Below are 14,590 nucleotides of genomic sequence, written 5' to 3' on the forward strand. Positions count from 1 at the left end.
CGCATGACCGAAACAATCAAGACGGATGTTCTCATTGTCGGGGCAGGGCCTGTCGGCCTTTTCGCCGTGTTCGAGCTCGGCCTGTTCGACATGAAATGCCACCTGATCGATATCCTCGACAAACCCGGCGGCCAATGCGCGGAACTCTATCCGGAAAAGCCGATCTACGACATTCCCGGCTGGCCCTCGATTTCGGCGCAAGGGCTGGTCGACAAGCTGCTCGAGCAGATCCATCCGTTCAAGCCTGACTTCACCTACAACCGCATGGTCTCCAGCCTCCAGAAACTGGAGGATGGCAGCTTTCGCGTCACCACCGACGAGAACGAGGTGTTCGAGGCCAAGGTGGTGGTGATCGCCGCCGGCGGCGGCTCGTTTCAACCCAAACGCCCCCCGATCCCGGGCATCGAGCCCTATGAAGGCAAGAGCGTCTTCTATTCGGTGCGCCGGATGGAGGATTTTCGCGGCCACGACCTTGTCATTGTCGGCGGCGGCGACTCGGCGCTCGACTGGACACTGAACCTGCAGCCGGTGGCAAAAAGCGTGACGCTGGTCCACCGGCGCCCTGAATTCCGCGCGGCGCCCGACAGCGTCAACAAAATGTATGCCATGCAAGAGATGAAGCAGCTTGCGTTCAAGGTCGGCCAGGTGACCGGCCTGACCGGCGCCGACGGCCAGCTGTCATCGGCCACCATCAAGGGTGGTCCGGAAGGCGATATCGAAGTGCCATGCACACGCATGCTGCCCTTCTTCGGCCTGACGATGAAGCTCGGGCCGATCGCGGAATGGGGGCTCAATCTCCACGAGAACCTGATTCCGGTCGACACCGAGAAATTTCAGACATCGGTGCCCGGCATTTTCGCGGTGGGCGACATCAACTCGTATCCGGGAAAGCTGAAGCTGATCCTGTCGGGCTTCCATGAAGTGGCGCTGATGGCGCAGGCGGCCAAGCGCATCGTCAGCCCCGGCGAGCGGATCGTGTTCCAATACACGACCTCGTCGACCAGCCTGCAGAAGAAGCTCGGCGTGGTGGAGTAAAGACCGCTCCTATTCCGCGAGGACGGGCGCAACCGCTTCGTCGCGTCCGCGCAGCGCCTTTTCCGGCATCAGCATCATGGCGACGAGCGCCAGCACCAGGGTGATGCCGGCGGTGATGAAGATCATCACGAACGGCAAGGCTGATGTCAGCTGGACATGTGTCTGCGAACCCTCGGCGGAGAGCGGCAGGCCATAGCCGAGCGCGACCGCGCCGAGCAGGGCGACGCCCAGCGCGCCACCCAGCGTGCGCAGGAAGGTCAGCACGCCTGTCGCAACCCCGAGATGAGTTCGATCGACGGCGTTCTGGACAGAGACGGTCGCGACCGGGAATGTCGTTCCGCTGCCCAGGCCGATCAGGGTTGTCAGGATCTCGACCTCGAGCAGCGAGGCGTGTCCAGCAATGGCGCTGAGCACGCCAATGCTGACAATGGCCAAGGCGATGCCGATCATGGCGATGCGCTTGTAGTGCACGAAGCGGGGGATCAGGCGGCCGCTTGTGGCGGCACCGGCGACCGTGCCGAGCAAAAGGCCGAGCATGGCCATTCCCGATTCGCTGACGGACAGCCCGATGACGGTTTGCAGATAGACCGGCAAGTAGACCGAAGCGCCGATATTGGCCGCCTGCAGCAGGAACATCGACAGCGCACCGGCGAGCACGATCGGATTGCCCAGCACTTCAAGCGAGATCAGCGGTTCGGCGGCCCTCATCAGTCTCAGTGCGAACAGGGCCCAGAACACGGCCGAACCGGCCACCAGCCCGAGGATTTCGTGGGAAAACCAGGGATAGGTGCTGCCACCCCAGTTGAGCGCCAGAAGCAGAAGGGCCGTGGCGATAACCAGAAGCACGGCGCCCAACCCGTCGATGCGGTGATGTTTGGCTGCGATCGGCAGCTTCTTCAGCGGCTTGTTGATGATCGCCATGGCCAAAAGCCCAAGCGGAATGTTGATCCAGAAGATCAGCGACCAGTGCAGATGCTCGGCAAAGGTGCCGCCCAGCAGTGGCCCGGCAATGCTGGCGACGGCCCAGGTGCCTGACACCCAGGCCGCATAGCGTGCGCGTTCGCGCGGCGGCACGAGGTCGCCGATGACGGTTTGCGCCAGCGCAAACAGGCCGCCGCCGCCGGCACCCTGGATCGCGCGCCCGATCACCAGCACGAACATGTTGGGGGCCATGGCGCTGACCAGTGATCCGGCGAGGAAGATGAGGATCGCCGCGTAGACGGTCGGGCGGCGGCCATAGACGTCGGAAATCTTGCCGTAGAGCGGTGCCACGGCGGTGGCGGTCAGGAGATAGCCGGTGACCATCCAGGGCAGATATTCGGCGTGGCCGAGCGCTCGCGCGATGGTCGGCATGGCGGGTGCGATGATGGTCTGGTCGAGCGCCGCCAGCAGCATGGACAGAAGGACGCCGCCGATGATGGCGTTCTTCTCGCTTTCGGTCAGCGGTGTGGCGGCAGCCGGTATGGTCTGCTTGTCGACAGCCTGGTCCATAGTCTTGTCCATGTGTTTTGCGCGCGATCCGGGTCGACGATTGGGCTTGCCTGACGCGTTCGCCGCGCGATCGGTCGTGGTGCTCGTGCCTTGAGGATTGTACTTGCCAACCCGTGATATGTCGTTCCGTTTAGGCCGATTTCGAGCGCCGTTCGAAAGTTTTCCGACGCTGGCACTATGCTTCGGCCCGGTTGGCTTGCACCGGCGCCATCGAGTGCGCCGATGAAATTCAGCCAGGTGGCAGCCGGCCGTTCTCGATGCGCTGGATGCGGTAGCGCATGAGCCGCAGGATACGGCTTTCGAAATTGACGCTCTCGACGCGATCGAACTGCACCTGGGCGCGGTCGTGCCTGGCGAGAATGGCGGCGGTGATCTCGGCCGCCTTGGCCTTGGCCGCAGCGCAATCCGTCCGCCGGTAGGTCGCCTTCAGCGCGTTTTCCAGCTCGCGGCCATAGTTCTTGGCGATCTCGACATGGCGTTCTTCATGGCGCTTGATGTCGGCCGACAGCGTGTCCCAGAACAGCTTCACGTCGGGATCCGCCTTGCGCGGGCGGCGCCATTCCGGAAGGATCACCTTGACCTTGACCGTCACGGCGGCGTCGGCGATCCGGCAGGAGTCAGCCTGCCTGGCGTAGCTGATCCGGGTGGTGAAGGCCATCTGGGTGGCGCCGGGGTGGCGCGAGCCCGTGCTTTTGACCTGCGGCCCATGTTTGGAGAGCTGCGTCTCGATGTCTTCGAGCGTGCTGCCGCCAATGGAAAAATAGCTGTATGTCTTGAGGAGATTGGCCGCGCCCGCCGGAACAGCGGTCACGGCAAGCAGTAGCGCGCAAAGCAGGGATCGTTTCATCATATTGCCTCTTTACCCACCTTGCGTTACGGCCGTTGCCGGCGCAACGGAATTGATCCTTTGCGGATCACACATCGTTGATGAGCCATGGTTGATGAGCAATGACGGCGAGGCGATGGCAGCTGGCGCATGGACGTTATCTCGACCTTGGCGGCAAGGCCGTGGTCGTCGGCATCCTCAACGTCACTCCCGACAGCTTTTCCGACGGCGGACTGTTCGCTGCGCCCGAAGCGGCGCTGACCCAGGCGCGCCGGATGATCGAGGAAGGGGCACGGATCATCGATGTCGGTGGAGAATCGACCCGGCCGGGTGCCGCCGCCATCTCGGCCAGCGAGGAACAGGCGCGCATCCTGCCGGTGATCGAGGCGCTGGTGCGCGCCGGTGACGTGCTGATTTCGGTCGACACCTATCGCGCAGACACAGCGCGGCTGGCCGTGGCTGCCGGCGCGCATATCGTCAACGATGTCTGGGGCCTGCAGCGCGAGCCCGACATCGCGCGGGTCGCCGCCGAAACCGGAGCCGGGCTCATCATCATGCATACCGGGCGGGATCGCGAGAAGCTGACCGACGTGATCGCGGACCAGTTTGCGTTCCTGGAAAAATCCCTGGAGATCGCCCGTCGTAACGGCATTGCGGACGATCGCATCGTGCTTGATCCAGGTTTCGGCTTCGCCAAGGAGACGGCTGAGGAAAATCTCGACCTGATGGCGCGGTTTTCCGAGCTCCATGCGCTTGGCTTTCCGCTGATGGCAGGCACCTCGCGAAAACGCTTCATCGGCACCGTCACCGGCCGCGATGCGGCAGACCGGGCGGCCGGAACGGCGGCGACCAGCGTCATTCTCAGGCTCAAGGGCGCGCATCTGTTTCGCGTCCATGATGTCGCAATCAACGTGGACGCGCTGGCCGTGGCGGATGCTATGCTGGCGCTTGAAACCGCCGCATCGGAACGCTGAGCCATGTATGTCATCCGCCTGAAGAACTGCGCCTTCTTTGCACGGCATGGCGTGCTCGACGAGGAGGAAGCCCTTGGCCAGCGTTTCTATGTCGACGCGGTGCTGTCGGTCGAACCCGGGCGCGCGCTTGTCGACGACGCAATCGAGGAAACCGTCAACTACGGCATTGCCTTCACGGTGATCGAGAAGATCATCACCGGGAAGCGGCGCTTCCTGATCGAAGCCCTGGCCATGGAAGTGGCAAAGGCGCTGACGGAGCGGTTTCCGCAGATCAAGAGGGCCGAAATCACCGTGCGCAAGCCGAACGCGCCGGTGCCTGGCGTGCTCGATCATGTCGAGGTGACCGTTGTCTGGCCCGAGTAACACCGTCTTCCTCAGCCTCGGCGGCAATCTGGGTGATCCGGCGGCCTCGATGGCGGCGGCGCTGCGCATTCTCGACGCCGATGCGGGCACGCGCGTCACCGCCGTTTCGTCGCTCTACCGCACACCGCCCTGGGGCAAGCTCGATCAGCCGGATTTCCTCAACGCCGCCGCCGAACTGTCGACCCGGCTCTCGCCGCGGGCGCTGCTCGACCTCTGCCTCGACGCCGAGCGGAAGCTGAAGCGGGTGCGCGAGGAGCGCTGGGGGCCGCGCCTGATCGATATCGACATTCTGGTGTTCGGTGACCGCGTCATCCATGAGACCGGTCTGGAAGTGCCTCATCCGCGTATGCTGGAGCGCGCTTTCGTCCTGGCGCCGCTGGCCGAAATCGCGCCGGATCTTGCCGTCGGCGGGAGAAGCGTGTCGGAACGGCTCGGCGCTGTCGACGCCGCCGGAATCGAGCGGTTGCCGTCCGGCCGGGACTGGTGGCTGACCTAGCTATCAGCCGGAAAATCCGCCTTCGTCGAGAAACGCCTGCTCCTGCGGTGTCGTCTCGCGGCCAAGCATCCTGTTGCGATGCGGAAACCGCCCGAAGCGGCGGATGATGTCGCGATGCTCCAGTGCGTATTTCAGGTTGAACTCTGCCCTGGCGGTGTGCAGCTCGACCGAAATGTCCTGGTCGGCAAGGTTTTCCGCATGTTCGAACGGTAAATACAGGAACACGCGGACTTCCGGTTCCAGCGCCAGGTCATGCCCGGCAGCGACCGCTTTATGGGCAAAGTGCTTCGCCAGCGGATCGGTGGCATACATGTGGCCGGTGCCGCGGAAGCAATTGCGCGGAAACTGGTCGAGCAGGATCATCAGCGCCAGCGAACCTTCGGCATGGCCCGACCAGGCGTCGCACTCACGCCGTGCCGCGGCATAGTGCAGGTCGAGAAAGCGATCGCGGAAATCGGCATCGAAAGCGTCGCTCTTCTCGAACCAAGCATCCTCGCCGGCGTCGCGCCAGAATTTGGTGACCGACAGGGCTCTGCTGTCCAATTCCATGCATGATTCCTTGGTTCAATCGGCTGTTTCGGATTTGTGCAGAACGCCAGCCGTCTCCTCGTTGAGGGCCTGACCGGGGCGGCGCGGCGTGGAGAGCGGTGTGGGAATCGGCGTGCCGATATTGCCACGCAGGAAGCGCTGGCCGGCGCGAATGCCTTCGGCGAGCTGGGTTTCGAAACGGTCGGTGTCGCGACGCCTGACGTCCTCGATCGTTTCCGCCACGTCTTCGGGATCAACGCCAAGCGATTCCAGGGCCGAGCCGCCGAAAACCAGCGCCGATTCGAAGGTCTCGCGCAGCTGATAGTCGACGCCGGCGCGAATGAGCTGCAGCGCGGTGCCGCGGTCGAAAGCCCGGGCAAGCACGGTGAGCAGCGGAAATTCGGCCTTGATCAACTGGGCGATGCGAACGGCCGCATCGGCCTTGTCGACGCAGATCAGCACGGCGCGCGCCCGGCCGGCGCCGGCCGCGTGCAGGATATCCAGCCGGGTGCCATCGCCATAATAGACCTTGAAGCCGAAGTCGGCGGCCGCCTGGATCATCTCGACATCGTTGTCGATGATCGACACATCGATGCCGCGCAGCAGCAGCGGCTGGCTGGCGATCTGGCCGAAGCGGCCGAAACCGATGATCAGCACGCTGCCGGTCAGTCCGTCGGCGACGTCGATGCCGTCGAGCGACTGCTCGTCGCGCGGGGTGACATAGCGCAAGGCGATGATCGCCAGCGGCGTCAGCACCATGGAGATGATGACGATCGCCGTCAGCATCGCGTTGGCCTGGTTGTCGATGATGCCGACGACGGCGGCGGCTGAGTAGAGGACGAAGGCGAATTCGCCGCCTTGCGCCATGAAGACCGCGCGTTCCAAGGCTTCGCGATGGCCGGTCTTGAGGATGCGGGCGACGATGTAGATGCCGAGCGCCTTCATGATCATGTAGGCGACGACATAGATGGCGATCAGCTTCCAGTTCGCGGCGACCACATGCAGGTCGAGCGACATGCCGACCGCAAGGAAGAACAGGCCGAGCAGGATGCCGCGGAACGGCTCGATGTCGGCTTCCAGTTGATGGCGGAAGGTCGATTCCGACAGAAGCACGCCGGCCAGGAACGCGCCCATCGCCATCGACAGGCCGCTGAGCTGCATGGCAAGCGCCGATCCAAGCACCACCAGCAGTGCCGCGGCCGTCATCACCTCGCGGGCACGGGCATCCGCCAGGATGCGGAAGAACGGGTTGAGCAGATAGCGCCCCGCCAGCACAAGTCCGATGATCGCGGCAAGGCCGATGCCGACCTCGGTCAGCCTTTCCGACAGGCTGGTGTCGGCGCCGCCGGGCGCCAGGAACGCGATCAGGGCCAGCAGCGGCACGATGGCCAGATCTTCCAGCAGCAGGATGGAGACGATGCGCTGGCCTTTCGGCGAGGCGATGTCGCCGCGTTCCTCGAGAAGCTGCATGACGATCGCCGTCGAGGTCAGCACGAAACCGGCGCCGGCGACGAAGGATTGCGAGACCGGAAAACCGCCGGCCATTCCCACGCCGGTCAACAGGACCGCGCAGACTCCGACCTGCAGCGCGCCGAGCCCGAAGATTTCGCGCCGCAGGCCCCAAAGCCGCGACGGCTGCATTTCCAGCCCGATGATGAACAGGAACATGACGACGCCGAGTTCGGCGACGTGGAGGATGGCTCCCGATTCGGAAAAGATGCGAAGACCAAACGGGCCGATCACCACGCCGGCCGCCAGATAGCCCAGGATCGAGCCGAGGCCCATGCGTTTGAAGATAGGGACGGCGACGACCCCCGCAGCAAGCAGCGCTACCACCTGAATGAGATCGCTGCCTGATGTTTCCGCTGCCATGCCTCTTGTCCCTATGTCCTACAGCACTCCTTGCATGCAGTTGGAGCGGGAGGCAAGGCCGGGTAGTCTGCCAGGACGGGTAGGATGCCGTCGAAGCGTTTCCCCTGGTGGCACTACGGTCTCCGCTTGCCTGCCGGACGATTGGTATATATATCGGCAAGATGACCGACCATTCGTCCTGGCCGTCTCCTGCGCCGCATATTCCGATGGATGCGCTCAGCGAAGTCCTGCAAGACTTTCGCCTGAGTGGCGTCAATTATGGCCGCTGCGAGCTCCGACATCCTTGGAGCATAGAATTTCCGCAACAATCGCTGCTTCGTTTTCACTTTGTCGGTCAGGGTCCATGCTGGATCCACACCGAAGTGCAAGGCTGGCAGCAGCTGCGCGATGGCGATCTGGTGCTGCTGCCACAAGGCATCACCCATCGGCTGGCCAGCGCGCCAGACGTTGCAGGCGGCTCGCTCGATGATTGCCGGGTGACCAAGTTGGGGGGCAACGTCTGCGAAGTCGTACGGGAAGGCACGGGCACGACAAGCACCCTTTTCTGCGGCTCAATGGCCTTGGGCGCCTATGCGTTGAACCCGTTGATCACGCTGATGCCGCCTATCATCAAGGGTTGCGACGTGGCCGGCAATGACCCGGTCATTGGCCCTTTGCTGGCGGCCATGACCGCGGAGGCCGCGCAACCACAGATGGGCAGCGCCACCATCTTGTCGCGTATGGCGGACTTGCTGACAGCCCGGCTCATTCGCTGCTGGGTCAATTGCACGGGAGCTTCGACGACCGGTTGGCTCGCCGCCATCCGCGACCCCAATATTGGCCGCGCTCTGGCAGCCATGCACAAAGACCCCGGCCATAACTGGACGCTCGAAAGCCTCGCCAGCCTGGCAGGCCAATCGCGCTCCATTTTCGCCGAGCGCTTCAGCGCTGTATTGGGAGAAGGCGCGGCACACTATCTCGCCCGTTTGCGCATGCAGCTTGCCCGCGAGTTGTTGGGGCAAAACGGTTTGTCGGTGGCCGAGGTTGCTACCCGCTTGGGCTATGATTCCGAGGCATCCTTCGCTCGCGCCTTCAAGCGCATCACCAATGTCTCCCCTGGCGTTGTGCGTCGCACAATTCCCGGACGAATAGACATGAATTTCGGATTCTAAGATACATTTCATCCGACCGGACTCGGTTATGAAGATCTCCAAACTTTGGAGATACGTCCGTGACAGACACAACATTACAGCTTGAAGACGCGGCGATAGACGTTGATGCGGCTGCGCCGGCCAGGTGGGGCGCAACCACCTGGTTCGCGGTCATTTCATTGGCCGCCACCAGCTTTGCTCTGGTGTCAGCCGAATTTCTGCCGGCAGGTCTGCTGACGCCCCTGGCGCGCGATCTCGGTATCAGTGAAGGAACAGCCGGACAGGTCGTCACCGCCACAGCTTCTGTCGGCGCCGTGACGGCCATGTTGAGCAATGTTCTCATCGGCCGATTGAACCGCAAGGCAGTGCTGGTTGGTCTCAGCGCCTTGGCGGTCGGTTCCAACATTCTTGCGGCGCTGGCGACCGATTTCTGGTTATTGTTGCTGGGTCGGGCCGGACTGGGGATCGCACTCAGCGCTTTCTGGGCACTTTCGGTCGCCGTGGTGGCGAGGCTGGTTGGCGCCAATGCGACTGGGCGGGGCATGGCTATCGTCACCCTCGGCGTCTCGCTCGCAACCATTGCCGCACCGTCGATGGGCGCGTTGATCAGCGACTGGCTGGGTTGGCGCAGCGCCATGGCCATGACAGCGGGGTTGGCCTTGCTTGCCATGCTGCTGCAGTTGCTTAGCCTGCCGTCCTTGCCTGCAACGGCAAGCAATAGTCTTGCAGACGTCCTTCGTCTGACACGGAGACGTGGCGTTCAACTTGGTATGCTTGCCATCCTTTTGCTGATGACGGGGCATTTTGCCGGCTCGGTCTATGTGCGTCCCTTTCTCGAACATGTGACGCACCTTGCAACCGGGCCAATTGCCCTGGCTTTGCTCGGATTTGGCATCGCCGCGGTGATCGGCAATATTGCCGGTGGCCGCATGGCCGACGCCAATATCCACGTGGCTCTCGTGGTCACCGCCGCATTGATGGCGTTTGCGGCGCTGTCATTGGTGCTTTGGGGCGTGCACATTGGCGTTGCCTTTGGCTTCGCGACGCTGTGGGGCTTCGCCTTCGGCATGGCGCCGGTGGTGCTGCCGACAAATCTGTCTCGCGCAGCGCCGGACGCGCTGGAGGCGGCGGGCAGCCTGATGGTCGCCTCTTTTCAGGTCGCCATCACCATCGGCGCGGTTGTCGGCGGCTATGTCGTCGACACCTATGGCCCTACAGCGCCTTTGACCGTGACTGCCATCCTTGCAGCATCGACAGCCGTATTGGCGATGTTACAGCCGCGCAGCTGAACTTTGCCGCCGCTGACGCGGGCAGCCCGAATCCGGCCCGGATAATATTGCAGACGCGTTACACAAGTTTACGCAATGCGCGCGTTGCTTGTTGCCACAATCGAAGGCTAAGGACGCTCGGCTTCGGCCATTGGAGGGTGAGCGACGATCAAGTCGCGCCCTTTTGAGGAGATGACTGACATGAAGAAGTTTTTGCTTGTTGCCGTCGGCCTGGCGGTGCTTGCGGGTTCGGCCTGTTCGAAGGCGCCGGAATGCACGGCCGAGATCGCGACCAAGAAGGCACAGGATATGGCCGCCGCACTGCAGGAAGCGATCACCAAGGATCCGTCCAAGGCGGCTGACCTGACCGCCAAGGTCCAGGCGGTGACAACCAAGTACCAGGGCACCACGACACTCGCCGACGCCTGCAAGGCGTATGACGAGGTGACGGCCGCCATCAAGGGCTAAGCGCCTTTCGACTGGTTCAAAAGGGGGCGGTGGCGATGGGCCGCCGCCTCTTTGCTTTTGGGGATGTGTTTGGGGGTAGGGCGCGATAATGCGCTCAGTTCGGGGCGATGGAGCCGACTTCGACGGCATCGACGCGCTTCAGGCTCATACCAATGACCGGCACCAGCTGATCCTGGACCCGCACGGCAACCGTCACGGTCATCGAATTGTCGTCGGGAATACGGGCTTGCATGACGCCGCGCAGCTGGTTGCGGTTGATGGTGAAGACCACCTTGCGGGCATCGACGACGTTGCCGCCGATGATGTCCAGGCCCGCACCGTCAGCGCCCCCCATGAAGGAACCCTTGTAATCGCGGCCCTTGCGTTCGATCTTGGCCGACATCTGCTGGGTGAACATACCGACCCGGCAGCCGCCATCCAGAGTCATGCCCATCTTGCCGTCCGGCGTGGAGCCGGTGAAGCTGCAGTTGAATTTCGTGCCCTTGTACTTGCCGGCGACGATTTCGCCCGGGCCGACCCATTTGCCTTCCGCCGACTGGAAGAACTGCTTGTCGGGCTCTGCGGCGGAAGCCTGCGAGGCGAGACCGACGACTGCTGTGATCGCAACGGCCAGGGGCAGGACGCTGGACAGAATTACGCTTTTCATCGACGACACCCGGCAACAAAGAGGCTGTTTGGAACCGGTTCGACCATGAAGAAGATTGGTTAATGCTTCGTCACTGCGGGGCCTCGAAACGGCAATCCGCTCATCGTTAGGAAGAACAGGACGCTATTTGCCGGAGCCCGTGGTTTCGGTGTCCTTCTTCGCGGCAAACGATGTCAATGCCGAGAGGAAATCGCCCAGTCCCGGGCGCTTCGCGGCGCTGAAGGGCAGGGGACGCGCGGTTTCCATCGCCGCGATGCCGATGCGCGCAGTCATCATGCCGTTGACGACGCCCTCGCCAAGCTTGGCCGAAAGCCGTGCCGCCAGGCCATGGCCGACGATCTGCTGGACGAAACTGTCGCCGACGGCGATCGAGCCGGTGACCGCCAGATGTGCCAGCACGCTGCGCGCCAGGCGGAAGAACCCCAGCGTTCCCGGGCGTCCGCCATAGAGTTCCGAGAGACGGCGAATGAGGCGTCCGGCCTCGAACACGACATAGGCGACATCGACGAGCGCGCGCGGGCTGACCGCCGTCACCAGCGAGACGCGTTTGGCGGCTTCGAGAATCATCACCTTGGCCCTGGCATCGAGGGGGCCGAGGATTTCCGCTTCAGCTAGACGCACCAGATTGCCGCCGTCGATGATTTCGCCGCGCAGTTCGGCCAGGGCGCGCCGGCCGGCCGCGGTCTCGGGCTTGGCCGCGACGAAAGCCGAAAGCTCGTCGACCACCGATCGTGCCGCCTTGGGGTCGTCGCGCGCGATGGCGTCGAGCGCGCGTTTTTGCAGTTTCTCGACTTCGGCAAGGCGGGCGATCGCCAGGAATTCGCGAATCATGATCACCACAAGCGCCAATATGGCGATCGCTGCCATGCCGGCGGCCAGCCAACCCAGCCATTCGGCGCGGGCGAAGAGATCGCGAATCAGCTGGTCGGTCCACAGGCCGACAGCCAGCGAAACCAGCACGCCGATCGCGCCGAAGAAGATGCCGCCGAACAACGAGCGTTTCCTGGGGGCGACCGCCGGTGGCGGTTCGGCGGCAACGATGTCGGGTTCGTCGAAGACGTCGACTTCCGCCGGTATGACCAGCGCGACATCGGTCTTCAGCCCGCGGGGTTTGCGCGGGGGCTCGGCCTGCCGCGTCTTTGACGCCTCTTGTGTCGGCGCGGCCTCCGGCTCGATGCGGAAGGCCGCCGGTTTGCGGGGCGCGGTCATGCCAGATGGTCTCCGATCAGGAACTGCAAGGCACGGTCGAGCCTGATATGCGGCAGAGACAGCGTGACACCTTCGGCCGTGCGTTCGAGTTTTGGCGGGCGGAATCGGACAAAGCGGATTGCCGGGTCCGTGGAATCCTGCCTGTGGTCGGGTCCTGAGACGTCGAACACCGCATCAATCTTCTCCGGTAAGTCACCGGGAAATATGGCAGTTTCGGTCTTTCCGTCGAACGTTTCACCGTTGATCTTCTCGCCGGCGATCGGCGTGCCGATGATGACAGGCAACGCCTCACGGCCTTGCTTGACCGTGCCTTCGCGGGTCGCGCGCACCGCCGCCATGGCGACCACGTCGACGTCGGCGCCGGTGAAGTTCGCTCGCGCCACGGCGCGGTCGGCCAGCCGCCGCACGATCGCCTGCAACCGGTCATGGCTTTCGTGGTGCAGGTGATCGGCCTTGGTCGCGGCGACCAGGATGCGATCGATGCGCCGCGAAAAGAGGTCGGTGAGGAAGCTGCCCCGGCCGGGACGAAAGCAGCCGAGGATCTCGGTCACCGCACGCTCGAGGTCGGCCATGGCGCCGGGGCCGGCGTTCAACGCCTGCATGGCGTCGATCAGGACGATCTGGCGATCGAGGCGGGTGATGTGTTCGCGGAAGAAGGGTTTGACGACATGCGTCTTGTAGGCCTCGTAGCGCCTCTCCATCATGGCGTGCAGCGATCCCGGGCGCTGGCGCCTGTCGAGGCCGGCCAGCGGTGCGAAGGTCAGCGCGGGCGAACCTTCGAGGTCGCCAGGCATCAGGAAACGGCCGGGCGGCAGGGTCGAAAGCGCGCGCTCGTCGAGCTTGCAGGCCTTGAGATAGGCGGCGAAGCTTTCGGCGAGGCGGCGGGCGGTCATCTCGTCGGCGTCGGCATTCGGGTCGATTTCCGCCGAGATTGCCCGCCAGGCCCGCGAAAGGTCCTCGCGCACCGGCAAAGTGGCCATCTCCACGGCCTCGCGTGAAAAATCGGCGAAGGACTTGCCGAGCAGCGGCAGGTCGAGCAGCCATTCGCCGGGATAATCGACGATGTCGACCGACAGTTTGCCGGATGAGAACATACGGCTCCAGCCGGAGGCCGATTCGTATTCGATGGTCAGCCGCAGTTCCGAAATAGCGCGCGTGGAATCGGGCCAGGCACGGTCGTTGACCAATGCAGCGATATGATCCTCGTACTGGAAGCGCGGCACGGCGTCGTCGGGCTGCTCTTCCAGGAAGGCGCGGGCGATACGCCCGGATTTCTGTGCCTCGAACAGCGGCAGGCGTCCGCCGTGGATCAGATTGTGGACCAGCGCGGAGATGAACACCGTTTTGCCGGCGCGCGAAAGGCCCGTCACACCCAGCCGCAGCGAGGGAGAAAAAAGCCCGGTGGCGCGTCCCGACAGCGTATCGAGGGCAATTCTTGCCTCGTCGGTGAAGGTGGTCAGCGATGATGCCAAAATGTGATCTCTCGGGGCTGCGGTCCGTCCGATATAGGCGTTGGAACCCGGCTTTGAAATGGCGCCGGAAATCGATGCCGAAGCAATTCCAGGAAAGTGCGGAGCGGTTTTCCCGTCCGAAATCGCGCCAAAACAGAGAGTTAGAGATCGGCCGGTGTCAGGAACGCCTCGAGATAACCCGTTTCCTGGGCCGCTTTGGTCAGATCGTCGAGGAAACGCACGACCGCCAGGCCCGAGGTCGGGAACCCATGGTTGAGCATGGCACGCGCCGTCTCGTCGCCATCGCCTGACACTGCCATGGCAAGGTCCTCCGTCATCGGATTGTGACCGATGACCAGCAGTGACCCCGGCCCGCCATGTTCCCGGATGAGGCGGAGATAGCCGGCCGCGTCTTCGCTGTAGAGCGTGTCGAAAAACAGCACCTTGCCGGTGTCGGTCTGGCCGGCCAGCCCTTCGAGCGTTTCCTTGGCGCGCCGGGCGTTGGAGCACAATGTCAAATCGGGGACATAACCACGGGAGCGCATGGCAGCGCCCATCGTCTCGGCATCGGCGCGGCCGGATGCATCAAGCGGTCGATCGAAATCGCGCATGCCGGGCAGCGCCCAGCCAGCCTTGGCGTGCCGCAACAGATAGAGCCTGCTCACCCAACCTCCGATGATGCCGAAGCCGCGGCACGATTAGCCACGAGAAGGGCGCCGCGCACAATGGCCCCTTGTTCTTCCTCGCAAAGAATCATGCGGCACTTTCTCCATCGAATCAGCGACATCTCGCCCCAATGGGTGCCGCGGGGGCACTTTAACAATTGCGTGAGT

Annotated in this window: 15 protein-coding genes; 7 read left to right on the forward strand and 8 right to left on the reverse strand. The window is 63.5% G+C overall.

Annotated features, from left to right (window positions below; translation table 11 throughout):
* Nucleotides 1–3: 3 nt before the first annotated feature.
* Entirely contained in the window at nt 4–1,035 is a 1,032-nt protein-coding gene (locus CK228_RS26220; protein WP_095789684.1) for an NAD(P)/FAD-dependent oxidoreductase, read from the forward strand.
* 9 nt (nt 1,036–1,044) lie between these two features.
* Here the strand turns inward: CK228_RS26220 and CK228_RS26225 are convergent, their stop codons facing one another.
* Nucleotides 1,045–2,538, reverse strand: coding sequence for an MDR family MFS transporter (locus CK228_RS26225; protein WP_245438114.1), 1,494 nt, complete (start codon nt 2,536–2,538; stop codon nt 1,045–1,047).
* A 217-nt stretch (nt 2,539–2,755) separates the two neighbouring features.
* Complete coding sequence (locus tag CK228_RS26230) at nt 2,756–3,376, reverse strand: DUF922 domain-containing protein (protein ID WP_095789685.1); 621 nt, start codon at nt 3,374–3,376, stop codon at nt 2,756–2,758.
* Nucleotides 3,377–3,474: 98 nt separating this feature from the next.
* Between CK228_RS26230 and folP the strand changes: the two genes are divergently transcribed.
* Genes folP through folK form a run of 3 tightly spaced genes read left to right on the forward strand, consistent with a single transcriptional unit; the run spans nt 3,475 to nt 5,185 of the window.
* Nucleotides 3,475–4,326, forward strand: coding sequence for a dihydropteroate synthase (gene folP / locus CK228_RS26235; RefSeq protein WP_095789686.1), 852 nt, complete (start codon nt 3,475–3,477; stop codon nt 4,324–4,326).
* A 3-nt stretch (nt 4,327–4,329) separates the two neighbouring features.
* Nucleotides 4,330–4,689 carry a dihydroneopterin aldolase gene (gene folB, locus CK228_RS26240; RefSeq protein WP_095775359.1) on the forward strand — a complete coding sequence of 120 codons (360 nt, stop codon included), beginning with the start codon at nt 4,330–4,332 and terminating at the stop codon, nt 4,687–4,689.
* Nucleotides 4,673–5,185, forward strand: a complete 513-nt coding sequence (gene folK / locus CK228_RS26245; RefSeq protein WP_095775360.1) for a 2-amino-4-hydroxy-6-hydroxymethyldihydropteridine diphosphokinase — start codon at nt 4,673–4,675, stop codon at nt 5,183–5,185. The genes folB and folK overlap by 17 nt, the downstream gene beginning before the upstream one ends.
* A 3-nt stretch (nt 5,186–5,188) precedes the next feature.
* Here the strand turns inward: folK and CK228_RS26250 are convergent, their stop codons facing one another.
* Together CK228_RS26250 and CK228_RS26255 are read right to left on the reverse strand one after the other, a co-directional pair.
* Entirely contained in the window at nt 5,189–5,734 is a 546-nt protein-coding gene (locus CK228_RS26250; protein ID WP_095789687.1) for a DUF924 family protein, read from the reverse strand.
* Nucleotides 5,735–5,749: 15 nt separating this feature from the next.
* Nucleotides 5,750–7,585, reverse strand: a complete 1,836-nt coding sequence (locus CK228_RS26255; protein ID WP_095789688.1) for a monovalent cation:proton antiporter-2 (CPA2) family protein — start codon at nt 7,583–7,585, stop codon at nt 5,750–5,752.
* Between the two features lie 161 nt (nt 7,586–7,746).
* Between CK228_RS26255 and CK228_RS26260 the strand changes: the two genes are divergently transcribed.
* The 3 genes from CK228_RS26260 to CK228_RS26270 all read left to right on the forward strand — a co-directional run bounded on the left by CK228_RS26260 (nt 7,747) and on the right by CK228_RS26270 (nt 10,451).
* The gene (locus tag CK228_RS26260) at nt 7,747–8,736 is read left to right on the forward strand and encodes an AraC family transcriptional regulator (RefSeq protein WP_179296056.1); all 990 of its coding nucleotides are present in this window, start codon (nt 7,747–7,749) and stop codon (nt 8,734–8,736) included.
* A 59-nt stretch (nt 8,737–8,795) separates the two neighbouring features.
* Nucleotides 8,796–10,004, forward strand: a complete 1,209-nt coding sequence (locus tag CK228_RS26265; protein ID WP_095775364.1) for an MFS transporter — start codon at nt 8,796–8,798, stop codon at nt 10,002–10,004.
* A 180-nt stretch (nt 10,005–10,184) separates the two neighbouring features.
* Nucleotides 10,185–10,451, forward strand: a complete 267-nt coding sequence (locus CK228_RS26270; RefSeq protein WP_019858327.1) for a hypothetical protein — start codon at nt 10,185–10,187, stop codon at nt 10,449–10,451.
* Nucleotides 10,452–10,545: 94 nt separating this feature from the next.
* Here the strand turns inward: CK228_RS26270 and CK228_RS26275 are convergent, their stop codons facing one another.
* From CK228_RS26275 to CK228_RS26290, 4 genes are all read right to left on the reverse strand, one after another.
* Nucleotides 10,546–11,097, reverse strand: a complete 552-nt coding sequence (locus CK228_RS26275) for a hypothetical protein (RefSeq protein WP_095775365.1) — start codon at nt 11,095–11,097, stop codon at nt 10,546–10,548.
* A 123-nt stretch (nt 11,098–11,220) separates the two neighbouring features.
* Nucleotides 11,221–12,306, reverse strand: coding sequence for a YcjF family protein (locus CK228_RS26280; RefSeq protein ID WP_095789690.1), 1,086 nt, complete (start codon nt 12,304–12,306; stop codon nt 11,221–11,223).
* Nucleotides 12,303–13,778: a YcjX family protein gene (locus CK228_RS26285; RefSeq protein WP_095789691.1), complete on the reverse strand. Its 1,476-nt coding sequence runs from the start codon at nt 13,776–13,778 to the stop codon at nt 12,303–12,305. Before CK228_RS26285 ends, CK228_RS26280 begins: the two co-directional genes overlap by 4 nt.
* A gap of 140 nt (nt 13,779–13,918) precedes the next feature.
* Nucleotides 13,919–14,422 (reverse strand): histidine phosphatase family protein, encoded by a 504-nt coding sequence (locus CK228_RS26290; RefSeq protein ID WP_095789692.1) that lies wholly within the window; start codon nt 14,420–14,422, stop codon nt 13,919–13,921.
* Nucleotides 14,423–14,590: the final 168 nt, after the last annotated feature.

Origin of the sequence: Mesorhizobium sp. WSM4312 (genome assembly GCF_002294875.1) — a bacterium.
In the GTDB taxonomy this organism is placed as follows: Bacteria; Pseudomonadota; Alphaproteobacteria; order Rhizobiales; family Rhizobiaceae; genus Mesorhizobium.

Excerpts from the sequence above, each read along its gene's own strand:
- CK228_RS26220 (WP_095789684.1), top strand. The coding sequence starts at position 4 with ATGACCGAAACAATCAAGACGGATGTTCTCATTGTCGGGGCAGGGCCT.
- CK228_RS26225 (WP_245438114.1), bottom strand. The coding sequence starts at position 2,538 with ATGGACAAGACTATGGACCAGGCTGTCGACAAGCAGACCATACCGGCT.
- CK228_RS26230 (WP_095789685.1), bottom strand. The coding sequence starts at position 3,376 with ATGATGAAACGATCCCTGCTTTGCGCGCTACTGCTTGCCGTGACCGCT.
- folP (WP_095789686.1), top strand. The coding sequence starts at position 3,475 with ATGACGGCGAGGCGATGGCAGCTGGCGCATGGACGTTATCTCGACCTT.
- folB (WP_095775359.1), top strand. The coding sequence starts at position 4,330 with ATGTATGTCATCCGCCTGAAGAACTGCGCCTTCTTTGCACGGCATGGC.
- CK228_RS26250 (WP_095789687.1), bottom strand. The coding sequence starts at position 5,734 with ATGGAATTGGACAGCAGAGCCCTGTCGGTCACCAAATTCTGGCGCGAC.
- CK228_RS26255 (WP_095789688.1), bottom strand. The coding sequence starts at position 7,585 with ATGGCAGCGGAAACATCAGGCAGCGATCTCATTCAGGTGGTAGCGCTG.
- CK228_RS26260 (WP_179296056.1), top strand. The coding sequence starts at position 7,747 with ATGACCGACCATTCGTCCTGGCCGTCTCCTGCGCCGCATATTCCGATG.
- CK228_RS26270 (WP_019858327.1), top strand. The coding sequence starts at position 10,185 with ATGAAGAAGTTTTTGCTTGTTGCCGTCGGCCTGGCGGTGCTTGCGGGT.
- CK228_RS26275 (WP_095775365.1), bottom strand. The coding sequence starts at position 11,097 with ATGAAAAGCGTAATTCTGTCCAGCGTCCTGCCCCTGGCCGTTGCGATC.
- CK228_RS26280 (WP_095789690.1), bottom strand. The coding sequence starts at position 12,306 with ATGACCGCGCCCCGCAAACCGGCGGCCTTCCGCATCGAGCCGGAGGCC.